23 protein-coding genes and 1 pseudogene are annotated in these 22,795 nt (G+C 60.9%); 21 read left to right on the forward strand and 3 right to left on the reverse strand.

Annotated features, from left to right (window positions below):
- Window positions 1-43 precede the first annotated feature (43 nt).
- Genes lpxD through lpxB form a run of 5 tightly spaced genes read left to right on the forward strand, consistent with a single transcriptional unit; the run spans window position 44 to window position 4,442 of the window.
- On the forward strand, window positions 44-1,108 hold the full coding sequence (gene lpxD / locus J2X43_RS25725) for a UDP-3-O-(3-hydroxymyristoyl)glucosamine N-acyltransferase (protein ID WP_310299118.1): 1,065 nt from the start codon (window positions 44-46) through the stop codon (window positions 1,106-1,108).
- Window positions 1,101-1,568, forward strand: a complete 468-nt coding sequence (gene fabZ, locus J2X43_RS25730; protein WP_310299121.1) for a 3-hydroxyacyl-ACP dehydratase FabZ — start codon at window positions 1,101-1,103, stop codon at window positions 1,566-1,568. Before lpxD ends, fabZ begins: the two co-directional genes overlap by 8 nt.
- A complete protein-coding gene (lpxA, locus tag J2X43_RS25735) occupies window positions 1,565-2,383 on the forward strand; it encodes an acyl-ACP--UDP-N-acetylglucosamine O-acyltransferase (protein WP_112444974.1) in 819 nt (272 codons plus the stop codon). The genes fabZ and lpxA overlap by 4 nt, the downstream gene beginning before the upstream one ends.
- Before the next feature lie 2 nt (window positions 2,384-2,385).
- On the forward strand, window positions 2,386-3,267 hold the full coding sequence (locus J2X43_RS25740) for an LpxI family protein (protein WP_310299125.1): 882 nt from the start codon (window positions 2,386-2,388) through the stop codon (window positions 3,265-3,267).
- The gene (gene lpxB, locus J2X43_RS25745) at window positions 3,252-4,442 is read left to right on the forward strand and encodes a lipid-A-disaccharide synthase (protein WP_310299127.1); all 1,191 of its coding nucleotides are present in this window, start codon (window positions 3,252-3,254) and stop codon (window positions 4,440-4,442) included. Before J2X43_RS25740 ends, lpxB begins: the two co-directional genes overlap by 16 nt.
- 30 nt (window positions 4,443-4,472) lie before the next feature.
- Here the strand turns inward: lpxB and gltA are convergent, their stop codons facing one another.
- Window positions 4,473-5,762, reverse strand: coding sequence for a citrate synthase (gene gltA / locus J2X43_RS25750; RefSeq protein WP_112388116.1), 1,290 nt, complete (start codon window positions 5,760-5,762; stop codon window positions 4,473-4,475).
- 513 nt (window positions 5,763-6,275) lie between these two features.
- On the opposite strand from gltA, the gene J2X43_RS25755 reads away from it, so the two are divergent.
- Entirely contained in the window at window positions 6,276-8,480 is a 2,205-nt protein-coding gene (locus J2X43_RS25755) for a ComEC/Rec2 family competence protein (protein WP_310299642.1), read from the forward strand.
- Here J2X43_RS25755 and lexA read toward each other — a convergent pair.
- On the reverse strand, window positions 8,461-9,174 hold the full coding sequence (gene lexA / locus J2X43_RS25760) for a transcriptional repressor LexA (RefSeq protein ID WP_310299132.1): 714 nt from the start codon (window positions 9,172-9,174) through the stop codon (window positions 8,461-8,463). The two genes, J2X43_RS25755 and lexA, sit on opposite strands and share 20 nt — an antisense overlap.
- A gap of 203 nt (window positions 9,175-9,377) precedes the next feature.
- Here lexA and J2X43_RS25765 point away from each other — a divergent pair, with 203 nt between their 5' ends.
- The 15 genes and pseudogenes from J2X43_RS25765 to J2X43_RS25835 all read left to right on the forward strand — a co-directional run bounded on the left by J2X43_RS25765 (window position 9,378) and on the right by J2X43_RS25835 (window position 22,418).
- Window positions 9,378-10,256 carry a VOC family protein gene (locus J2X43_RS25765; protein WP_310299134.1) on the forward strand — a complete coding sequence of 293 codons (879 nt, stop codon included), beginning with the start codon at window positions 9,378-9,380 and terminating at the stop codon, window positions 10,254-10,256.
- Complete coding sequence (gene kdsA / locus J2X43_RS25770) at window positions 10,253-11,098, forward strand: 3-deoxy-8-phosphooctulonate synthase (RefSeq protein ID WP_310299137.1); 846 nt, start codon at window positions 10,253-10,255, stop codon at window positions 11,096-11,098. Before J2X43_RS25765 ends, kdsA begins: the two co-directional genes overlap by 4 nt.
- 154 nt (window positions 11,099-11,252) lie before the next feature.
- Window positions 11,253-12,527, forward strand: coding sequence for a phosphopyruvate hydratase (gene eno / locus J2X43_RS25775; protein WP_112388121.1), 1,275 nt, complete (start codon window positions 11,253-11,255; stop codon window positions 12,525-12,527).
- A 144-nt stretch (window positions 12,528-12,671) separates the two neighbouring features.
- Window positions 12,672-12,992: a septum formation initiator family protein gene (locus J2X43_RS25780; protein ID WP_112518610.1), complete on the forward strand. Its 321-nt coding sequence runs from the start codon at window positions 12,672-12,674 to the stop codon at window positions 12,990-12,992.
- A 145-nt stretch (window positions 12,993-13,137) separates the two neighbouring features.
- On the forward strand, window positions 13,138-14,184 hold the full coding sequence (pdhA, locus tag J2X43_RS25785; protein WP_112388123.1) for a pyruvate dehydrogenase (acetyl-transferring) E1 component subunit alpha: 1,047 nt from the start codon (window positions 13,138-13,140) through the stop codon (window positions 14,182-14,184).
- 15 nt (window positions 14,185-14,199) lie between these two features.
- Window positions 14,200-15,582, forward strand: a complete 1,383-nt coding sequence (locus tag J2X43_RS25790; RefSeq protein WP_310299142.1) for a pyruvate dehydrogenase complex E1 component subunit beta — start codon at window positions 14,200-14,202, stop codon at window positions 15,580-15,582.
- Between the two features lie 15 nt (window positions 15,583-15,597).
- A complete protein-coding gene (locus J2X43_RS25795) occupies window positions 15,598-16,950 on the forward strand; it encodes a pyruvate dehydrogenase complex dihydrolipoamide acetyltransferase (protein WP_310299145.1) in 1,353 nt (450 codons plus the stop codon).
- 19 nt (window positions 16,951-16,969) lie between these two features.
- Window positions 16,970-17,611: an SGNH/GDSL hydrolase family protein gene (locus J2X43_RS25800; protein WP_112539530.1), complete on the forward strand. Its 642-nt coding sequence runs from the start codon at window positions 16,970-16,972 to the stop codon at window positions 17,609-17,611.
- A gap of 2 nt (window positions 17,612-17,613) precedes the next feature.
- Window positions 17,614-18,195 (forward strand): GNAT family N-acetyltransferase, encoded by a 582-nt coding sequence (locus J2X43_RS25805; RefSeq protein WP_112388127.1) that lies wholly within the window; start codon window positions 17,614-17,616, stop codon window positions 18,193-18,195.
- 14 nt (window positions 18,196-18,209) lie between these two features.
- Window positions 18,210-19,658, forward strand: a complete 1,449-nt coding sequence (gene lpdA, locus J2X43_RS25810) for a dihydrolipoyl dehydrogenase (RefSeq protein WP_310299150.1) — start codon at window positions 18,210-18,212, stop codon at window positions 19,656-19,658.
- Between the two features lie 77 nt (window positions 19,659-19,735).
- Window positions 19,736-19,989: pseudogene (locus J2X43_RS25815) on the forward strand (GlsB/YeaQ/YmgE family stress response membrane protein).
- Between the two features lie 14 nt (window positions 19,990-20,003).
- Window positions 20,004-20,252 carry a GlsB/YeaQ/YmgE family stress response membrane protein gene (locus J2X43_RS25820; RefSeq protein WP_112388129.1) on the forward strand — a complete coding sequence of 83 codons (249 nt, stop codon included), beginning with the start codon at window positions 20,004-20,006 and terminating at the stop codon, window positions 20,250-20,252.
- 93 nt (window positions 20,253-20,345) lie between these two features.
- Window positions 20,346-21,317: a lipoyl synthase gene (gene lipA / locus J2X43_RS25825; RefSeq protein WP_310299154.1), complete on the forward strand. Its 972-nt coding sequence runs from the start codon at window positions 20,346-20,348 to the stop codon at window positions 21,315-21,317.
- A 72-nt stretch (window positions 21,318-21,389) separates the two neighbouring features.
- Window positions 21,390-21,962, forward strand: coding sequence for an AAA family ATPase (locus tag J2X43_RS25830; protein WP_310299157.1), 573 nt, complete (start codon window positions 21,390-21,392; stop codon window positions 21,960-21,962).
- A 9-nt stretch (window positions 21,963-21,971) separates the two neighbouring features.
- Window positions 21,972-22,418, forward strand: a complete 447-nt coding sequence (locus J2X43_RS25835) for a type II toxin-antitoxin system RatA family toxin (protein WP_310299160.1) — start codon at window positions 21,972-21,974, stop codon at window positions 22,416-22,418.
- Between the two features lie 2 nt (window positions 22,419-22,420).
- Here the strand turns inward: J2X43_RS25835 and J2X43_RS25840 are convergent, their stop codons facing one another.
- Complete coding sequence (locus J2X43_RS25840; protein WP_112388133.1) at window positions 22,421-22,726, reverse strand: hypothetical protein; 306 nt, start codon at window positions 22,724-22,726, stop codon at window positions 22,421-22,423.
- Between the last annotated feature and the right edge of the window lie 69 nt (window positions 22,727-22,795).

A 22,795-nucleotide genomic window follows, 5' to 3' on the forward strand; every position in this document is an offset into this window, starting at 1 on the left:
GCAGTCCGGAACCATACTGGAATTCCGTTCTGGAGCATTGCCGATGGAGCAAAATTCGTTCTTTAAGCCTCGGGATGGGGTGAAGCTCTCTGAGCTCGCTCAATATCTCGGGGCAGAACTCCCCGATTCGTCCAAGGCAGACGTCATCATCCATTCCGTGGCTCCTGTGAGCCGTGCCAAGGCTGGTGACATCTGTTATGTGATTTCGCGCAGGAGCCGCGCCGAGCTGGAAACATGCGAGGCATCGGCTGTTCTGTGCGATCCGGCTTTGCTCTCTGCAATCCCGGCGCATATACCGGCGCTCGTCTCAAAAAATCCCCATGCAGCATTTGCAATGGCTGGCGGATATTTGCATCCGTCGGCTCTGCAGCCGTTGCCATCCATGTCGGTTGACAGCGCCATCGGCACTGGCGCCGTGGTCGATCCGACCGCCAAGCTGGAAGCCGGCGTCATCGTCGAGCCTTTGGCTGTCATCGGCGCCGGTGTGGAAGTTGGTTCGGGCACCCGGATCGGGGCGGGCGCGATCATAGGCCCCGGTGTCAAGATCGGCCGCAATTGTTCGATCGCCAGCGGCGCAAGCGTGCTGTGTGCTTTTCTCGGCAATCACGTCATCATCCACAATGGCGCACGTATCGGCCAGGATGGATTCGGCTATGCGCCGGGTCCGCGTGGCATGATCAAGATCGTTCAGATCGGCCGTGTCATCATTCAGGACAATGTCGAGATCGGTGCTAACTCGACGATCGATCGCGGTACGATGGACGACACGGTCATTGGTGAAGGTACCAAGATCGACAATCAGGTGCAGATCGGTCACAACGTCAAGATCGGCCGCCACTGCGCGGTTGTTTCGCAAGTTGGCATCGCCGGCAGTGCCGTGATCGGCGATGGTGTGCAGATCGGTGGTCAAACCGGGATTAATGGCCATATTACCATTGGCAACGGCGTTCAGATCGCTGCCAAGAGCGGTGTGGTACAAAGCATTCCGGACGGCGAGCGTTATGGTGGCATTCCGGCCAGGCCGATCAAGCACTTCCTGCGCGAATCTGCCGAGATCATGGCACGTTCGGCGGCACGGGCGAACAAAACGGGAGACAAGAATGACTGAAGAAGCAAAGGCTTCTCTTTCGTCGGCAGACATCATCGAGATCATGAAACTCCTGCCGCATCGCTATCCCTTCTTGATGGTCGACAGGATCATCGAGATCGACGGTGACGATTCCGCGATCGGTATCAAGAACGTCACAGCCAACGAACCGCAATTTACCGGCCATTTTCCCGATTCGCCGATCATGCCAGGCGTGCTTCTGGTCGAGGGCATGGCTCAGACGGCCGGCGCGATCTGTGCGCGCAAGGACTGCACGAGCGGCAATCTCGTCTACTTCATGACGATCGACAATGCCCGCTTCCGCAAGCCTGTCATCCCCGGCGATCGCGTCGAATTTCACGTCAAGAAGCTGAAACAGCGCGGTAATATCTGGAAGTTCCACTGTGACGCCAAGGTTGATGGTAACCTGGCCGCGGAAGCCGATATCGGTGCAATGATCCTACGCAAGGACAAGGCATGAGCACGGTTGCTGCCAGCGCACGCATTCACCCGATGGCCGTCGTTGAAGACGGCGCCGTCGTCGGTGAGAACGTGACCATCGGTCCCTTCGCCTATGTCGGTCCGAAGGTGACGCTTCATGACAATGTCGAGCTTCATCCCCATGCCATCGTCACCGGTCGGACCATTCTCGGCAAGGGTTCGAGGGTGTTTCCGATGGCCGTCATTGGCGGCGATCCGCAAAGCGTCCATCACGCCGGTGAAGAGACGACGTTGACCGTCGGCGAAAATTGCACGATGCGCGAAGGTGTGACGATCAATACCGGCACCAGCGATTTCGGCGGCAAGACCATCGTCGGCGACAACAATCTGTTCCTCGCCAATTCGCATGTCGCCCACGATTGCCGCGTCGGCAACAATGTCATCATGTCGAACAACGTCATGCTTGCAGGTCACGTGACGATCGAAGATCGCGTCATTCTCGGCGGCGGTTCGGCGGTGCATCAGTTCACGCGCGTCGGCCGTCAGGCCTTTGTCGGCGGCCTCTCCGCCGTGAGCTACGACGTCATTCCCTACGGCATGCTGAACGGCAATCCGGGGCTGCTCGGCGGCCTGAACGTCGTCGGCATGACGCGTGCCGGCGTTGATCGCGCTGTCATTCACACGGTACGACGCGCTTACAAGGCGATTTTCGAAGGCTCCGGTTCGGTTCGCGATAACGCAGCCGCAATCCGCGCCGAATACGCCGATTGCCCTCAGGTTGTCGAAATCCTCGATTTCATTGCCGCCGAGAGCGATCGGGCGCTGTCTTCGCCGACGCGGGGACAGAAAGGCTGAGCGTGTCCGTTTCCGGCGACACCGCGAAGGGCCGTCTTGCGATCATCGCTGGAAACGGCCTTTTGCCGGCTTACGTCGCCCAGGCTGCACGTGCCGCCGGCGATGAGCCCTTCGTGATCTCGTTGAAGGGCGAGGTCGACCGTTCCTGGCAGGGCTACGACCATGCCGTCATCGGCGTCGGCGATGTCTCCGCGCTCGAGGGGATCTTCAGCAAGCATGACATCCGCCGCGTCGTGATGTCCGGTGGCGTCCGCCGCCGTCCGGAATGGCGGGAAATACGCCCGACCTGGAAGTCCATCGTCAAGATCCCGTCGGTCGTCAGAACATTGATCTCCGGCGGCGATGACACCGTGCTGCAGATGGTGATCAAGCTTATCGAAAATAACGGCCGCCGCGTGATCGGCGCCCAGGAGATTGCCCCCGATCTTCTGGCTTCTGTCGGCTCTCTTGGTGCGGTGGCGCCGGGCAAGGATGATATCTCCGACATGCTGAAGGCTGCCGAGGCCGCCAATGCCTTGGGATTGCTCGATGTCGGGCAGGGTGCCGTCTCTGTGGGTGGACGCGTCGTCGCGCTAGAGGGACCGGAAGGTACCGACGGTATGCTGGAGCGGGTCGCGTCGCTGCGCAATGCAGGGCGGATATCGGCGCGCCGCAAGGGCGTTCTCGTCAAGCTCTGCAAGCCGCAGCAGGATCTGCGCGCCGATCTACCATCGATCGGCGTGTCGACAATTGTGAATGCACAGAAAGCCGGTCTTGCAGGCGTCGCCGTCGAGGCTGGCAGGGCACTGATTCTGGAGAGAGATGAGATGATCGCTGCGGCGGATCAGGCTGGCCTTTTCGTGTGCGGCATCGACCGCGGCCTGCCGGGATGGGGGCTGACGTGAGCACTAATCTGAAAATCGGCATCATTGCCGGAGAAGTCTCCGGCGACCTGCTGGGCGGCGATCTGATCGCTGCTCTGAAACAGATCCACAACGGCCCGGTCGAGCTTGTCGGTGTCGGCGGCGAAGCGCTGGAAGCCCAGGGCCTGAAATCGCTTTTCGACTATTCCGAACTGTCTATCATGGGCATCAGCCAGGTGCTCGCCAAGCTGCCGACGCTTTACAGGCTGATCCGCCAGACCACGGCGGCAATCATCGCCGCCAAGCCTGATGTTCTCGTCATCATCGACAGTCCCGACTTTACCCATCGCGTCGCCAAACGCGTACGCGTGGCTCTCCCGGATCTGCCTGTCGTCAACTATGTCTGTCCGAGTGTCTGGGCGTGGAAGGAATACCGCGCACAACGCATGCTGGGATATGTCGATCATGTTCTGGCGGTGCTGCCATTCGAGCCCGGCGTGATGAAGGAACTCGGCGGGCCGCCGACGACCTATGTCGGCCACCGGCTGACGGCAGATCAGGATCTCATCGCGACACGAAACGCGCGCAGCGCAAGGGCAAACGCTGCCCAGCCCGCCGTCAAGTCGATCATGTTGCTCCCGGGCTCGAGGGCCTCGGAGATCAACCGTCTTTTGCCGCATTTCGGCGATGCGGTGAATGAGCTCGTCTCGCGCAACGGCGAGATGCGGTTCATGTTGCCTACCGTTGCGAGGCGCGAGGCGCAGGTGCGCGAGATGATCAAGGATTGGCCGGTGAATCCGGAGATACTTGTCGGCGGCGAGGCGAAGTGGCGGGCATTCGCCGAAGCCGACGCAGCGATGGCCGCATCCGGAACGGTGATCCTAGAACTGGGACTTGCCGGCGTGCCGACGGTGTCGGCCTACAAGATCGACTGGATCATGAAACTGCTGACGGGTCGCATCAAGACCTGGACGGCTGCCATTCCGAACCTGATCGCCGACTACGCGGTCGTGCCTGAATATATCAACGAGGTTGTCCGCGGCGGCAGCCTGTCGCGATGGATGGAGCGGCTGTCGGCAGATACGCTGCAGCGCCGCGCGATGATCGAGGGTTTCGATCTCGTCTGGCAGCGCATGCAGACGGACAAGCCGCCGGGACAAAAGGCGGCCGAGGTCGTTCTCGAGACTCTGGACAAGAAAAAACCCGGTCAGAAATGACCGGGTTTTTTGCTTAGCTGATATAGGAGCTTAGCGCTTGGAAACCGGAACGTAGTTACGCTCCGCCTCGCCGATATAGAGCTGGCGCGGACGGCCGATGCGCTGCTGCGGATCCTCGATCATCTCGTTCCACTGCGCGATCCAGCCGACGGTGCGGGCGAGAGCGAAGAGAACCGTGAACATGGTCGTGGGGAAGCCGAGAGCCTTCAGCGTGATGCCCGAATAGAAGTCGATGTTCGGGTAGAGCTTCTTCTCGATGAAATACTCATCGGTGAGCGCGATGCGCTCGAGTTCCATCGCCACTTCGAGAAGCGGATCGTCCTTGATGCCGAGTTCGCCGAGAACTTCATGCGTCGTCTTCTGCATGATCTTGGCGCGCGGATCGTAGTTCTTGTAGACGCGGTGACCGAAGCCCATCAGGCGGAACGGATCGTTCTTGTCCTTGGCACGTGCGACATATTCAGGGATACGATCGACGGAGCCGATTTCCGAGAGCATGTTGAGCGCTGCTTCGTTGGCGCCGCCGTGAGCAGGGCCCCAGAGGCAGGCAATGCCGGCCGCGATGCAGGCGAACGGGTTTGCGCCCGAAGAGCCCGCGAGACGAACGGTCGAGGTCGAAGCGTTCTGCTCGTGGTCCGCATGCAGGATGAAGATGCGGTCCATGGCGCGGGAGAGAACCGGATTGACCGTGTACTCTTCGCAAGGGACGGCAAAGCACATGCGCAGGAAGTTCGACGCATAGTCGAGGTCGTTCTTCGGGTAAACGAAGGGCTGACCGATGTGATACTTGTAGGCCATGGCGGCCAGCGTCGGCATCTTGGCGATCATCCGCAGCGAAGCGACCATGCGCTGGTGCGGATCGGTAATGTCGGTCGAGTCGTGATAGAAGGCTGACAGGGCGCCGACACAGCCGCACATGACGGCCATCGGGTGCGCATCGCGGCGGAAGCCGGTGAAGAAGCGGCTCATCTGCTCGTGCACCATGGTGTGGTGCGTGACGCGGTAATCGAAGTCCTTCTTCTGCGCTGCGGTCGGCAGTTCGCCGTAGAGCAGCAGATAGCAGACCTCGAGGAAGTCGCCGTGCTCGGCCAGCTGCTCGATCGGATAGCCGCGGTGCAGCAGAACGCCTTCATCGCCATCGATGTAGGTGATCTTCGATTCACAGGATGCGGTCGAGGTAAAACCAGGATCGTACGTGAAGGAACCGGTGTTCTTGTAGAGTGCGCCGATATCGATGACATCAGGCCCAATCGTTCCGCTCTTTACGGAAAGATTGGCGGATTTGTCGCCGATTTTGATTGTTGCGCTTTGATCCGTCATTCTGATCCTCCAAATTGGCGGCGGCGCCATAAAAGCGCCATAGGGTTAAGCGTCCGCTCAGATTGCTATATGATAGCGCGCCTAATGCCAAGTTACCGTGACGCCATTTTGTGCATCGCAGTATCAACTTTTAGGCACTCCTGCGATGCTGTAAACGCATAGCGGAAGCTGATGATTTATTTAGGCTTTTTGCACTCACGTTTTTTCATCATTTTTCAATCGATTATTGTTGCTGAAACGCGCGCAGGGTTGCATTCTGGTTGTATTCTATCGGGTCATCAGGCTCTTTGCATGCCGGAGTTGAAAACCAGCGACGTCAGCACGATCACCATCGGTGCCGCGGCCAAATTGCCGCAGACGCCGCTGATGCCGCCTGCAGCGGGGACTCTCCTCGCACCTGTTAATCTAGGTCACCGCCGGCAGCTTTCTATTCATGCTCTTCGGTCGCTGCAGCGCCGTGTTGTGCAAAGCCTGCCGGCCTGCGCTGTCGAAGAGCTGGCTTATGGCGGCCGCATGTTGTTTGCGCCGGTGGCGCTCGGACTGGGCTCCGTTCTCTGGTTTGCCTGCGGCGCAGACATTTCACCGGCTGTGCCGCTTTCATGCGCGGTCGTGCTACTTCTGCTGCTCGCAGTGACGGATCGCGGCAGGGAGTGGAGCCGGATATGCCTGGTCTCCATGATGTTGATCGCTGTTGGCATCCTCGCCGCACAATTCGAGACCTGGAGAGCCGGTACTGTCGTTCTCGATTCGGCGGTAACGACGACGCTGACAGGCCGCGTAGAGCGGCGGGAAAGCGATGGCCGCGGCGGCTGGCGGTATCTGTTGGCGCTCAAGGCGACGGAGAACCCGGCGCTGAAGCGGCCGCCAGAGCAGGTGACCGTGATTGCGCGCGGCCAGAAAGCGGAGTTCGAAACCGGGACTTGGCTGAAGGGCAGGGCAAGGCTGACGCCGCCGTCAGGCCCCGCTCTTCCCGGCCTCAACGACTTTTCGTTCGGTGCCTATTTCGACGGTGTCGGTGGCAACGGTTTCTTTTATGGTGCCCCTGCCGTGGTTCCGGCGGTCGAACCCGGGCCCGCATCGATGCAGGATCGCGCGCTTGAATGGCTCTACCGCTTGAGAAGCGGCATCGGCGACCGTATTAGAGGCATCCTGCCTGGCGACACCGGCGCTTTTGCCGCCGCTCTGGTCACGGACGAGCGCCGCGCCATTTCGAGCGAGACGACCGAGGCGCTGCGCCAATCCGGCCTTGCGCATATCATCGCCATTTCCGGTCTCAACATGGCGCTGTCGGCAGGCATCTTCTTCGTCGGCTTCCGCACCGTGCTCAGCCTGTTTCCGGCTGTCGTCCAGGCCTATCCCGTCAAGAAGATCGCCGCAGCCGGTGCGCTTGCCGCCGTCACCGCCTATTTCCTGATCTCGGGCTTCGCAGTCTCCGCCGAGCGCGCCTTCATCATGATGGCGATCATGCTGGCGGCGGTCTTCTTCGACCGGCCGTCGATCAGTCTGCGCAACGTCGCCCTATCGGCGCTGGTGATCATTGTCCTCTCACCCTCGGAGATCATGGGGCCAAGCTTCCAGATGTCCTTCGCCGCGACACTGGCCCTCGTCGCCGGCTATGCGCTCTGGAAGGAGAGGCCGGTGCGCGACCGGCCCTTCGCAAAGTTTCGCGTCGTCAGGATGCTGTCTTCCGCCGCTGCGTTCTTCGGCGGCATCCTGCTGACCTCCGTCATCGGCGGCTTCTCGACTGCATTGTTCTCGGTCGAGCACTTCCACCGGCTGACAGCCTATGGCCTGCCAGCCAATCTCGCCGCCATGCCGATCATCTCCTTCATCATCATGCCGTTCGGCCTCATTGCCATGCTGCTGATGCCCTTCGGTCTCGATGCATGGGCGTGGCAGGTGACGGGCTTTGGGCTCGATCTGGTGATCGCCATCGCCAGGACGGTTGCCTCATGGGGCGGCGATATCGGCGTCGGGCGCCTGGCGTCCTGGTACTTTCCCGCGGCGGTGACGGGTTTCCTGCTGCTGACTTTGCTGCGCAGCCGCATGCGGCATCTCGGCACCGCGATCTTGATGGCATCGACGACAGCCGCCGCGATGTTTGGAGGTCCTCCGCCGCCGAAAATCGTGATTGCCGAGGACGGGAGCATGGCGGGCATCGTCAGCGACAACGGCCTCGCCACCAATCGCGAGCGGCCACCGGGCTTCATCTTTGATCAATGGAGGCGCGCGCTGGTGCTCGATGAGCATCTACCACCGGCGTTCCCGGCGCTCCCGGATATTCCCACCGCACCGCGCGGTGAAAGGCTGAAATTGACGGAGGCACAGCAGAACGAAACGATGGACGCGATCAAGGCCAGTGCGACGGGCGAGCGCTTCTCATGCGTGAAAAAGGCCTGGTGTACAGCGAAGCTCGACAACGGTTCGATCTTGACCGTGATCGAGAATGCGGCGTTCCTTGGCCCAGCTTGCGACATATCCGATATCGTCGTCACACCGGTGCGCCTGCGCCTCGATACCTGCCGCTCAGGCGCCCTGCTTTTCACCGGGGAGACACTGCGAAAGACAGGCGCTGTCGAGCTTCGTTTCCCCAATGGGATCGCCGAAATCACCACATCATTCGAGGGTCTCGAGCGGCCCTGGACCCGCCACCGCGCCTACGATTGGCGCAGCGGCACTTTTGGTGAAAGCGAGACGCTCAGTGATAGCGGCGGATAAGGCCAACGAGCTTGCCCTGAACCTTGACGCGGTCCGGTCCGAAAATACGGGTTTCGTAAGCCGGGTTGGCAGCTTCGAGCGCAATGGATGCACCCTTGCGGCGAAAGCGCTTCAGCGTTGCCTCTTCGTCATCGACGAGAGCAACGACGATATCACCGGCATTGGCGGTATTGGTGTTGCGGATGATGACCGTGTCGCCGTCGAAGATGCCGGCCTCGATCATCGAGTCGCCCTTGACCTCAAGAGCATAGTGCTCACCGCTTCCGAGCATGTCGGCGGGAACTGTAATGTCGTGGGTGTTCTGCTGGATCGCCGAAATCGGCACACCGGCTGCGATCCGGCCCATGACCGGCACGGAGATCGACGTGTGATTGTCCTCGTTCGCCGGCTTCGGCGGCGCGACGGGCTGCGGCTTGCCAAGGCTGCCTTCGATGACGCTCGGCGAGAAGCCGCGGCGCGGCTGAATGCTCGGGCTGTAGGCTTCCGGAAGCTTGATGACCTCGAGTGCGCGCGCCCTGTTCGGTAGGCGGCGAATGAAGCCACGTTCTTCCAGAGCCGTGATCAGGCGATGGATGCCCGACTTGGAAGCCAGATCGAGCGCATCCTTCATTTCGTCGAAGGATGGCGGAACGCCGGACTCCTTCATGCGCTCGTGAATGAAGAGGAGAAGCTCCTGTTGTTTGCGCGTCAGCATCGAAGTTTTTCCCCAGATTCGTGAAACAAAGCCAGAACGGACACTATATGTTCCATATGTGTTCCGCAAGTGCCTAAATATCGGTAAAACTTCCGATGATTTTTCGTCGTTTTTGAAAGTTTATTTGCCGGATTGGTGATCCACGCTTGCGCTTTGCCGGGCAGGGCGTGCAAATCTCTGCCGGCTTCACCGGAGGAACCGCCATGACGCGTCCGCTCGATCATCTGGTACTGCCCGTGACCCATATCGACGTTGCCCGCGAGCGACTCGGGCGTCTCGGTTTCACCGTCGCGGCCGATGGCCGTCATCCGTTCGGAACGGAGAATGCCTGCGTCTTCTTGGCCGACAAGACCTATCTCGAACCGCTCGGTATTGCGAGCCAGGCGGACTGCGACGCGGCTGTCGCAAAGGGCAACAGCTTTGTCGCCCGCGATCAGGCCTTCCGCTTCCGCTGCGGCGATGACGGCTTTTCGGCTGTTGTCTTCGGCACCGATAGTGCCGATGCGGACAAGGCTGCCTATGACGGCGCGCAGCTGAGCGGCGGCGATATGGTCGAATTCTCGCGGCCGATCGTCATGCCCGACGGAACGCAGGCGACAGGCGCCTTCAAGCTCGCCTTTGCCGCCGATCTTCGGGCACCCGATGTCTTCTTCTTCGCCTGCCAGCGGATCAACGCCTTTCCGGCCGATCGCAATGCACTGGAAACCCATGCAAACGGCGTCACCGGCATCAGCGAGATCGCGCTGAGCGCTGAGGATCCGCAGGCCTTCGCCGAATTTCTGGAGACGGCCAGCGGTGGAGTGGAGCCTAAGGAGGCGGCACTCGGCCTATCCTTCGAATTGCCGAACGGGAGACTTTCCATCTTCTCGAACGAGGGCATGGAGGCCTATTTCGATGCCGAGCCACTTGTCACCGATAACGGCCTCAGGGCGCGCGCAATCGTCTTTTCGGTCGGTGATCTGGCCGTGACAGCGGCGCATTTGGCTGCTAACGGGATCACCCATGTCAGTATGAACAATCGTCTGTTGGTGAAGCCGGCGCCGGGACAGGGCGCAATCTTCGCCTTCGAGGAGACCCAATGACAAATACCAATGCAGAAGTTGTCGCCGGCGAGGGTGCTGGCCGCGTTACCTTTTCGAATACGGGCAAGCTGTCGCTGATCGCCGGTCCCTGCCAGATGGAAAGCCGCGACCACGCTTTCATGGTCGCCGGTGTTTTGAGCGAACTCTGCAAGTCGCTCGGTATCGGCCTCGTCTATAAGTCGTCTTTCGACAAGGCGAACCGGACATCGCTTTCCGCCGAGCGCGGCATCGGTCTTGAAAAGGCGCTCGAAGTCTTCTCCGATCTGAAAAAGGAATTCGGCTTTCCTGTTCTGACCGATATCCACACGGAAGAGCAGTGCGAGCAGGTGGCAACCGTCGCCGACATCCTGCAGATCCCGGCCTTCCTCAGCCGCCAGACCGACCTTCTCGTTGCCGCCGCCAAGACCGGCCGGATCGTCAACGTCAAGAAGGGCCAGTTCCTGGCGCCCTGGGACATGAAGAATGTTCTCGCCAAGCTGAATGCCAGCGGCAATCCGAACATCCTGCTCTGCGAACGCGGTGCCTCCTTCGGCTACAACACACTGGTATCGGACATGCGCTCGCTGCCGATCATGGCTGCACTTGGCGCTCCTGTTATCTTCGACGCCACGCATTCCGTGCAGCAGCCGGGCGGGCAGGGCGGCTCGAGCGGTGGTCAGCGCGAATTCGTCGAGACCCTGGCGCGTGCCGCCGTTGCCGTCGGTGTCGCCGGTGTGTTCGTCGAAACGCACGAAGACCCCGACAATGCGCCGTCTGACGGACCGAACATGGTCTATCTGAAGGACATGCCGCGGCTTCTCGAAAAGCTTCTCGCCTTCGACGCCATCGCCAAAGCGGCCTGACGTTCAAAAGGCTGACATGATCCTGTAATAGGCCTCGGATGAGGCCGGAAACGAAGGCATGTTAGGCGGCTCAAAAACGGCCATTGTAATTTGCGTGCCTTCGATTAAGACGATTTCAAACGATTTATCCCACCCACCGAGCAGGAAGAAACCCATGACTGCAATTACCGATATCATCGCCCGCGAGATTCTCGATAGCCGTGGCAACCCCACCGTCGAGGTCGACGTTTATCTGGAAGATGGCAGCATGGGCCGCGCGGCTGTTCCGTCGGGTGCCTCGACCGGCGCGCACGAAGCCGTCGAAGTTCGCGATGGCGGCAAGCGCTATCTCGGCAAGGGTGTTGAAAAGGCTGTCGAAGCCGCCAACACGGAAATCTTTGACGCCATCGGCGGCATCGACGCTGAAAACCAGATCCAGATCGACAACATCATGATCGAGCTGGACGGCACGCCGAACAAGTCGCGCCTCGGCGCCAACGCCATCCTCGGCGTTTCGCTCGCTGTCGCCAAGGCTGCCGCTGAAGCTGCCGGCCTGCCGCTTTATCGTTACGTCGGTGGCGCTTCCGCCCACCTGCTGCCGGTTCCGATGATGAACATCATCAACGGCGGCGCTCATGCCGACAATCCGATCGACTTCCAGGAATTCATGATCCTGCCCGTCGGTGCCGACTCGATCCGTGAAGCCGTCCGCATGGGTTCGGAAGTCTTCCACGTCCTCAAGAAGGAACTCTCGGCTCAGGGCCACAACACCAACGTCGGCGACGAAGGCGGCTTCGCACCGGGCCTGAAGAGCGCGCCTGAAGCCCTCGATTTCATCATGAAGTCGATCGAAAAGGCTGGCTACAAGCCGGGCGAAGACATCTATCTCGGCCTCGACTGCGCCTCGACCGAATTCTTCAAGGACGGCAAGTACGTTCTGGAAGGCGAAGGCCGCACGCTGGAGCCGGGCGCAATGGCCGAATACCTGGCGCAGCTCGCTGCCCAGTATCCGATCATTTCGATCGAAGACGGCATGGCTGAAGACGATTGGGACGGCTGGAAGGCCCTGACCGATCTGGCCGGCAAGAAGGTCCAGCTGGTCGGCGACGATCTCTTCGTCACCAACTCGGCCCGCCTGCGCGACGGCATCAAGATGGGCGTTGCCAACTCCATCCTCGTCAAGGTCAACCAGATCGGCTCGCTGACGGAAACGCTCGACGCCGTCAACACAGCGCACAAGGCTGCCTACACCGCCGTCATGTCGCACCGTTCTGGCGAAACCGAAGATTCCACGATCGCCGATCTCGCAGTTGCCACCAACTGCGGTCAGATCAAGACCGGCTCGCTGTCGCGCTCGGATCGTCTGGCAAAGTACAACCAGCTGATCCGCATCGAAGAGGGCCTCGGCCCGCAGGCCCGCTACGCCGGCCGCTCGATCATCCGCGGCTGATAGCCGTTAGCGATCAATGCCTTGAAACCCGCGCTTCACCAGCGCGGGTTTTTTCTTGTCCGCAAGAATTCATAGTCAACGGACGGTTAATCTCTGGGCGCTACTCTCATCGCATAGGTAATGCGTTTTAGAGCATGTGTGCGTATGTGGACAAAGCATCATAAGAAAAAGAAGATCGGCCGGTTCGTTGTTCCGGCTATGACGGTCGCCTTTCTCTCCTATTTCGGCTATCATTGCATCCATGGCGATTACGGCCTGCGTGCGACCGAAGTCTTCGAGCAGCGGCGCATCGCCCGCGAGAAGGAGCTTGCGACGCTGAAAGCCAAGCGCGAGCATATCGAGCAGCAGGTCGCGCTCCTGAGTGATGGCTCTCTCGACAAGGATATGCTGGACGAAAAAGCCCGTTACCAGCTGAACATGTCACGTGCCGACGAGGTCGTCATATTCAATTCATATTCCAATTAACCGAAAACAAGTTAATCGTTAATTATATAGAATTATCAGTGGCTTAATCCTGAATACGTGCCATGCATTTATGGCATTGCTGTGGCCATATTTCTTCCCTATGGTACGCGCCACCTAAGAACCACAAACCCATAGGGAGGGTTGAATGGCGCCGCGAAAGAACGCGACCGTTTCCAGCCGCAAGACCAGCGCAAAATCCGCAGCCAAGGCCTCGAATGGTGGTCCTGTCGCCGATTTCGATCGTGACGAGGAGCTCAAGGCTTACCGCGAGATGCTGCTGATCCGCCGCTTCGAAGAGAAGGCCGGTCAGCTTTACGGCATGGGCTTCATCGGTGGTTTCTGTCACCTTTACATCGGCCAGGAAGCTGTCGTCGTCGGCATGCAGATGGCACAGAAGGATGGAGATCAGGTCATCACTGCCTATCGCGACCACGGTCACATGCTGGCAACCGGCATGAGCGCCCGCGGCGTCATGGCCGAACTGACCGGCCGCCGCAACGGCTATTCCCACGGGAAGGGCGGTTCGATGCACATGTTCTCCAAGGAAAAGCATTTCTACGGCGGACACGGCATCGTCGGCGCGCAGGTCTCGCTCGGCACCGGTCTGGCATTTGCCAACCGCTACCGCGGCAATGACTCGGTCAGCGTTGCCTATTTCGGCGACGGCGCGGCCAACCAGGGCCAAGTCTACGAAAGCTTCAACATGGCGGCACTCTGGAAGCTGCCGATCATCTATATCGTCGAAAACAACCGCTACGCCATGGGCACCTCCACGGCTCGCGCCACCGCACAGTCGAACTATTCGCTGCGCGGCTCCGGCTTCGGCATTCCGGGTGTACAGGTCGACGGCATGGATGTGCGCGCCGTCAAGGCTGCCGCCGACGAGGCGCTCGAGCATTGCCGCTCCGGCAAGGGCCCGATCATCCTGGAAATGCTGACCTACCGCTACCGTGGCCACTCCATGTCGGACCCGGCCAAGTACCGTTCCAAGGACGAAGTGCAGAAGATGCGCTCGGAGCATGACCCGATCGAGCAGGTGCGCCAGCGCCTCGTCGAAAAGGGCTGGGCCTCCGAAGACGATCTGAAGGCGATCGACAAGGACGTCCGCGACATCGTCGCCGACAGCGCCGATTTCGCCCAGAACGATCCGGAGCCGGATGCATCCGCGCTCTACACCGACATTCTGCTCTAATCGGGGAGGGAACCAATGCCTATCGATATCCTCATGCCCGCCCTCTCTCCGACGATGGAAGAAGGCACGCTGTCCAAGTGGCTCAAGAATGAAGGCGACAAGGTCGCCTCGGGTGACGTGATTGCCGAAATCGAAACCGACAAGGCGACGATGGAAGTCGAAGCTGTCGATGAAGGCGTGATCGGCAAGCTGCTGGTTCCGGCCGGCACCGAAAACGTGAAGGTCAACGCAAAGATCGCGATCCTCCTGCAGGACGGCGAATCGGCTTCCGACATCTCGTCGGCAGCACCCGCTGCTGCACCGGCACCTGCCGCTGCTCCCGCACCGGCCGCAGAAGCCAAGCCTGCCGCAGCACCGGTTCCGGCTGAGCCGAAGGCAGCAGCACCGAACGATCCGGAAATCCCCGCTGGCACCGAGATGGTCTCGATGACTGTTCGCGAAGCGCTTCGCGACGCCATGGCCGAAGAAATGCGCGCTGACGACAACGTCTTCGTCATGGGCGAAGAAGTGGCCGAGTATCAGGGCGCCTACAAGGTGACCCAGGGCCTGCTGCAGGAATTCGGCGCCCGCCGCGTCATCGACACCCCGATCACCGAGCACGGCTTTGCCGGCGTCGGCGTCGGCGCTGCGATGGCCGGCCTGAAGCCGATCGTCGAGTTCATGACCTTCAACTTCGCCATGCAGGCGATCGACCAGATCATCAACTCCGCTGCCAAGACGCTCTACATGTCTGGCGGTCAGATGGGCGCTCCGATCGTCTTCCGCGGCCCGAACGGTGCAGCCGCACGCGTCGGCGCCCAGCACAGCCAGGATTACGCTTCCTGGTACAGCCAGATCCCCGGCCTCAAGGTCGTCATGCCTTATACGGCAGCCGACGCCAAGGGCCTGCTGAAGGCTGCGATCCGCGATCCGAACCCGGTCGTCTTCCTCGAGAACGAAATTCTCTACGGTCAGCACTTCGATGTGCCGAAGCTCGACAATTTCGTCCTGCCGATCGGCAAGGCCCGCATTCACCGCCAGGGCAAGGACGTCACCATCGTCTCCTTCGGCATCGGCATGACCTATGCCACGAAGGCAGCCGCCGAACTCGAAAAGATCGGCATCGATGTCGAGCTGATCGACCTGCGCACGCTGCGCCCGATGGACCTTCCGACGGTTATCGAATCGGTCAAGAAGACCGGCCGTCTGGTCACCGTCGAAGAAGGCTACCCGCAGAACTCGGTCGGCACCGAAATCGCCACCCGCGTCATGCAGCAGGCCTTCGACTATCTCGATGCACCGGTCCTGACGATCGCCGGCAAGGATGTTCCGATGCCCTACGCCGCAAACCTCGAAAAGCTGGCGCTGCCGAATGTCGACGAAGTCGTCCAGGCAGTGAAGACCGTCTGCTACAAATAAGGGGAGGGTATTTCGATGCCTATCAACATCACGATGCCTGCCCTCTCTCCGACGATGGAAGAAGGCAACCTGGCCAAGTGGCTGGTCAAGGAAGGCGACACGGTCAAGTCCGGCGATGTCATCGCCGAGATCGAAACCGACAAGGCGACGATGGAAGTCGAAGCTGTCGATGAAGGCACGGTTGCCAAGATCGTCGTTCCGGCTGGTACGGAAGGCGTCAAGGTCAACGCGCTGATCGCTGTTCTGGCAGCCGATGGCGAAGACGTGAAGGCTGCCGCAAGCGGCGCCGGTTCGTCCGCGCCGGCTCCGAAGGCAGAAGCTGCCCCTGCACCGAAGGCTGAAGCCGCAGCTGCCCCGGCAGCCGCCGCTCCTGCCGCTACCGCTCCGGCCGCAGCGCCTGCTGCTGTCGCATCGTCTGGCAACCGCACCTTCTCTTCGCCGCTGGCACGCCGCCTCGCGAAGGAAGCCGGTATCGATATCGCCGCTGTCACCGGCTCCGGCCCGCATGGCCGCGTCGTCAAGAGCGATGTCGAAGCTGCCGTATCCGGTGGTGGTGCCAAGGCGGCTGCGCCTGCTGCTTCTGCCGCTGCACCTCAGGCCGCTGCCGCTCCTGCCGCAGCCCCGAAGGGTGCTTCGGAAGAAGCCGTTCTCAAGCTCTTCGAGCAGGGTTCCTACGAGCTTGTGCCGCATGACAACATGCGCAAGACGATTGCCCGCCGTCTGGTGGAATCGAAGCAGACCGTGCCGCACTTCTACGTCACCGTCGATTGCGAACTCGATGCGCTGATGGCGCTTCGTGCGCAGCTCAACGATGCAGCGCCCCGCAAGGACAGCGCACCGGCCTACAAGCTCTCGGTCAACGACATGGTCATCAAGGCGATGGCTCTGGCGCTGCGCGACGTTCCGGATGCGAACGTTTCCTGGACCGACAACAACATGGTCAAGCACAAGCATGCCGATGTCGGCGTCGCGGTCTCGATCCCAGGCGGTCTGATCACCCCGATCATCCGCAAGGCCGAGCTGAAGACGCTGTCTGCCATCTCCAACGAGATGAAGGACCTCGGCAAGCGCGCCAAGGATCGCAAGCTGAAGCCTGAGGAATATCAGGGCGGCACGACCTCGGTTTCGAACATGGGCATGATGGGCGTGAAGGATTTCGCAGCCGTCATCAACCCGCCGCATGCAACGATCCTGGCGGTCGGCGCAGGCGAGCAGCGCGTTGTCGTCAAGAAGGGCGAAATGGCCATTGCAACGGTTATGAGCGTCACTCTGTCAACCGACCATCGCTGCGTCGACGGTGCGCTTGGCGCGCAGCTGCTGCAGGCCTTCAAGGGCTATATCGAAAACCCGATGGGCATGCTCGTCTGAGCATTGAGCGGAGGCGGAAATGACGAAGACCGTTCTTTGCTATGGTGACTCGCTGACCTGGGGCTACAGCGCCGAGACGATCGGCCGCCATGCCTACGAGGATCGTTGGCCGAGCGTGCTGCAGGCAGCGCTCGGCAACGGCACGCGCGTCATCGCTGAAGGCTTGAACGGCCGGACCACCGCCTTCGACGACCATCTGGCCGATTGCGACCGCAACGGTGCCCGTGTGTTGCCGACCATCCTGCAGACGCATGCGCCGCTTGATCTCGTCATCCTGCTGCTCGGCACCAACGACATGAAGCCCGTGGTGGCAGGTTCGGCCTTTGCCGCCTGCCAGGGCATCGCCCGCCTGGTGCGGCTGATCCGCAATCATGCCTGGCCCTTCGAATTCGACGGGCCGGATATCCTGATCGTCGCGCCGCCGGTTCTGTGCGAGACGGCGAACGCGCCGTTTGCCGCGTCCTTTGCCGGTGGTGTCGAGGAGTCTGCAAAGCTCGCGACCCTCTATCGCGATCTCGCCGACGAACTCGGCTGTGGTTTCTTCGACGGCAGTTCGGTTGCGAGAACCACGCCGCTCGATGGCGTGCATCTCGATGCGGAAAATACCCGCGCTCTCGGGCGCGGTCTGGAATCGGTCGTCCGGATGATGCTGGGAGTGTGACCGTGGGCACCTTCGCCGCGCTGCGGCCGGCGGAACGGCGGGATGCGGCGGAACTCGCGATCCTCGTCGATATCGGCTCTCACGGTTTCGCCTCCTGGCTTTGGTTCTCCGAAGTCTCCGGCGGCAAGGTCGATACACCCCTCGAGCAGGGCCGGCTGAAGATGAGCCGGGATGGCGAGTGGGGCAGCTGGCAGAATGCTGTTGTCGCCGAAGCCTATGGTGAGATCGCCGGAGCGGCGGTGGGTTACGAACTCGGCGCCGGCATCAGCGCCATCGAAACGGATCGTCCGGCGCTGGTGCCTGTGATCACCATGCAGAAGACGGTCGCCGGCGGCTGGTTCATCGGTACGCTGGCCGTCTACCGCCATCTGCGCGGCATCGGCATTGGAATGAAACTGCTCGGCGATCAGATCGACAAGGCAAATGGCTTGCCGGTCAGCCTGATCACATCGAGCGACAATGAGGCAGCGCTGGCGCTGTACAAGAAGAATGGTTTCTCGGAAGCGGATCGCGCGGATGCCGTGCCGATTTTCGAGAGCAGCAAGAAACACGAGTGGGTGCTTTTGACCCGCCTCGCCGGATAAAAAGGCAGGAAAACATGGCTGAGAATTACGACGTCATCATCATCGGTTCTGGTCCGGGCGGTTATGTCGCTGCGGTGCGCGCCGGTCAGCTCGGTCTGAAGGTCGCGATCGTCGAGCGCGAGCATCTGGGCGGCATCTGCCTGAACTGGGGCTGTATTCCGACCAAGGCGCTGCTGCGCTCCGCCGAAATCCTCGATCATTCGAACCACCTGAAGGATTACGGCCTCGTTCTCGAAGGTTCGGTCAAGGCCGACACCAAGGCTGTCGTCGCCCGCTCGCGCGCCGTTTCCGGCCGCCTGAATGCCGGCGTCGGCTTCCTAATGAAGAAGAACAAGGTCGATGTCATCTGGGGCGAGGCGAAGATCACCAAGCCCGGCGAGATTGTCGTCTCCAAGTCGTCGAAGCCGGTCGTCGAGCCGCAGCATCCGCTGCCGAGGAACATCAAGGCCGAAGGCGGCACCTACACTGCCAAGCACATCATCATCGCCACCGGTGCCCGCCCGCGCGCGCTGCCGGGCATCGAGCCGGATGGCAAGCTGATCTGGACCTATTTCGAAGCGCTGAAGCCGGATGTTCTGCCGAAGTCGCTGATCGTCATGGGCTCGGGCGCCATTGGCATCGAGTTCGCCAGCTTCTACCGCTCGATGGGCGTCGACGTCACCGTCGTCGAAGTCATGCCGACCATCATGCCGGTCGAAGATGCCGAGATCACCGCGATTGCCCGCAAGCAGCTGGAAAAGCGCGGCCTGAAGATTTTCACCAGCGCCAAGATCACCAAGGTCGAGAAATCGGCGGACAGCGTCACGGCGCATGTCGAGACGGCTGACGGCAAGGTGCAGCAGATCACCGCCGATCGCATGATCTCCGCCGTCGGCGTTCAGGGCAATATCGAGAACCTCGGCCTCGAGGCGCTCGGCGTGAAGACCGACCGCGGCTGCGTCGTCATCGACGGCTACGGCAAGACCAATGTCCCCGGCATCTACGCCATCGGCGACGTCGCCGGCCCGCCGATGCTCGCTCACAAGGCAGAACACGAAGGCGTCGTCTGCATCGAGAAGATCGCCGGCCTGCCGAACGTACACCCGACCGACAAGAGCAAGGTTCCCGGCTGCACCTATTGCAACCCGCAGGTCGCCTCCGTCGGTCTGACGGAAGCCAAGGCCAAGGCTGAGGGCCGCGATATCCGCGTCGGCCGCTTCTCCTTCGTCGCCAATGGCAAGGCGATTGCGCTCGGCGAAGACCAGGGCATGGTCAAGGTGATCTTCGACAAGAAGACCGGCGAACTGCTTGGCGCCCACATGGTCGGCGCCGAAGTCACCGAGCTCATCCAGGGCTTCGTCGTCGCCATGAACCTGGAGACGACCGAAGAAGAACTGATGCACACGATCTTCCCGCATCCGACCGTTTCAGAATCGATGAAGGAAGCCGTGCTCGACGCTTACGGACGCGTGCTGAACGCTTGATAATTTCCGTTTCCGCCCTCTTTCTTGAGGATGGCAGAGGCCATCCCTGAAAGAGGGAAAAACGAAAGGAAATCATCATGTCAATGAGTACGCAGGCATTGCTCATCTTCCTGCTGATCGGGCTTGTCGCCGGTTTTCTGGCAAGCCTCGTGGTCGGTGGGGGCGGGCTGAACGGTGCCTGCTGAGCGGCGTCATCGGCGCCTTCGTGGGCGGGTTTCTGTTCAATGCACTGGGCATCTCGCTCGGCATTGAAAATGCGTTGGTGGTACAGATCATTCACGCCACGGTCGGTGCCATCATCGTGGTGCTGATCGCAAGGGCGATAGCGTAGGGAAAAGGATCCATATGGAAGGCGTCGGCTGGATAGCGGCAATCATCATCGGCGGTTTTGCGGGCTGGCTCGCAGGCAAGCTGATGGAGGCACGGTACGGCATTCTGCTGAACATCGTGCTCGGCATCGTCGGCTCCGTCGTCGCCACCGCCATTCTGGCGCAATTCCATATCGAAGTGGCCGGCGGGCGGCTCGGCTACTTCGTCACCGGCTTCCTGGGCGCCTGCCTGCTGATTTTCCTCGCCCGGCTCGTCCGGCGATGATGCACATGACGGCTCGATTGTAAGATCTGAGTAAAACACTTATGTGCAGACTGATGATGAAGCCGCATGGGGCGGCGGAAAGTTGAAACTGCAATGGTCACTATCCTCGACACGATCAATCCCGATGTAAAGCGCGTGCGCCATCCCGAAAAGGCCCACCGGCCGGACCAGGAAGTGCTGCGCAAGCCGGACTGGATCCGCGTCAAGGCGCCGACGTCGAAGGGGTATTCCGAGACGCGCTCGATCGTGAAGGAGCACAAGCTCGTCACGGTCTGCGAGGAAGCCGGCTGCCCGAATATTGGCGAGTGCTGGGACAAGAAGCACGCCACCTTCATGATCATGGGCGAGATCTGTACCCGTGCCTGCGCCTTCTGCAATGTCTCGACAGGCAAGCCGAATGCGCTGGATATGGCCGAGCCCGAGAATGTCGCCAAGGCAGTCAAGCAGATGGGCCTTTCGCACGTCGTCATCACCTCGGTCGATCGTGACGATCTGGCCGATGGCGGCGCCGAGCATTTCGAAAAGGTGATCTGGGCCATCCGCGCCGCGTCTCCTCAGACGACGATCGAGATCCTGACGCCTGACTTCCTGAAGAAGCCGGGTGCCCTGGAGCGCGTCGTCGCCGCCAAGCCTGACGTTTTCAACCACAACATGGAAACCGTGCCGGGCAACTATCTGACCGTTCGTCCGGGCGCCCGCTATTTCCACTCCATCCGGCTGCTGCAGCGCGTCAAGGAACTGGACCCGACGATGTTCACCAAATCAGGGATCATGGTCGGTCTCGGGGAAGAGCGGAATGAAGTCCTCCAGCTGATGGACGACCTGCGCACCGCCGACGTCGATTTTCTGACGATCGGCCAGTACCTGCAGCCGACCAAAAAGCACCATGCGGTCATGAGCTTCGTCACGCCGGAGGAATTCAAGTCCTACGAGACGGTCGCCTATACCAAGGGCTTCCTGATGGTCGCCTCCAGCCCGCTGACGCGCTCCTCGCATCACGCCGGCGACGACTTCGCCCGTCTGAAAGCTGCGCGCGAAAAGAAGACGCTGATCGCCGCAGAATAAAATCCCTGCTTGCATTTTCTGAAAGCCGCGGCGATTTTCGCCGCGGCTTTTTGTTTGCGAGCGAGAGACGCGATGCCTGCTTATATCGACGATATCGGTGAAGCCGTCCGCCTTGCGCGCCGGTCCTCCCGGATCATGGTCATCGGCTGCTCTGGCGGCGGCAAGAGCACGCTGTCACGAAAGCTTGCCGCCAGGCTGGGTCTCACCCATATCTCGATGGACAGGGAATTCTTCTGGCTGCCGGGCTGGGTGAAGCGCCAGAAAGCCGAGGAACGGCAATTGATCACCGATACCGTCAACGGCGATGGGTGGCTGATGGACGGAACCGGCCCATCGACCTTCGATATCCGCGTCCCGCGCACGCAACTGATCCTCTGGGTGCGCATGCCGCGCTGGCTTTGCCTATGGGGCATCTGCAAGCGCGCTTTCCTTCATCTCGGCAAGACGCGGCCGGATATGGCGCCCGGATGCCGGGAACAGCTGCCGGATCGCGAGTTCCTCACCTATATCTGGACGTTCGAGCGGCGGTTCGCACCGCTCGTCATCGCCGGTATCGATCGCCACGGCCCCGATGTCCCGGTTTTCCAGCTGAAAAGCCGGCGAGAGGTGAGCCGCCTTCTTGATCTTCTCGATGCGCCCGCTTAACTGCCCTTCATGCCGCAATTCGAAACGCATCGCCCCGTTCCCCATAGTGCCGAGCAGATGTTCGACCTCGTTGCCGATGTCGAACGCTATCCGGAATTCCTGCCGCTCTGCGAGGCACTGACCGTGCGCAGCCGCAAGGAGCGCGATGGCAAGATCCTGCTCGTGGCCGACATGACGGTCGGCTACAAGGCGATCCGCGAAACCTTCACGACCCAGGTGCTGCTCAACAAGGCCGAACACGTCATCGACGTCAAATATATCGACGGCCCGTTCAAGTATCTCGACAACCGCTGGAGCTTCACCGACGCCGCCAACGGCTCGACGGTGAATTTCTTCATCGACTACGAGTTCAAGAGCCGCATTCTCGGCGCGCTCATGGGCACGATGTTCGACAGGGCGTTCCGCATGTTCACGGAAGCCTTCGAAAAGCGCGCGGCGGCGATCTACGGCAGCTGAGCTCAGCGGTCGAGGAAGTGGTCGAAGACCTGCGTTGCCGGATAGGCATAGTAGCCGCGATCGACGAAGCTACGGCGGTAGAGGCAGTTCCTCAGCGCGGTATTGTAGCGCAGGCTGCGCGTGTCGGGTGAACCGCGCCACGACACCGATTCTCGCTCGCAATAGGAGAGGGCGCGGTCGTAACGCGCCAGCAGCACCGGATCGGAATCGACACGGATGCCGGTATAGGTCTGGTAATTGGACGGTGCTTCCGCGGCGGAAATGCAGCCGAGGCTCAATGCAACGCCGAAGACGGCCAAGTATCGCATGGGAACAATCCTTCAAAACCGGCATTGGCCGGCAACGCGGCAGGAACGGTAGCAGAAGACTTTTGTTCC

The sequence above is a fragment of the Rhizobium sp. BE258 genome (assembly GCF_031457345.1).
GTDB lineage: Bacteria > Pseudomonadota > Alphaproteobacteria > Rhizobiales > Rhizobiaceae > Rhizobium.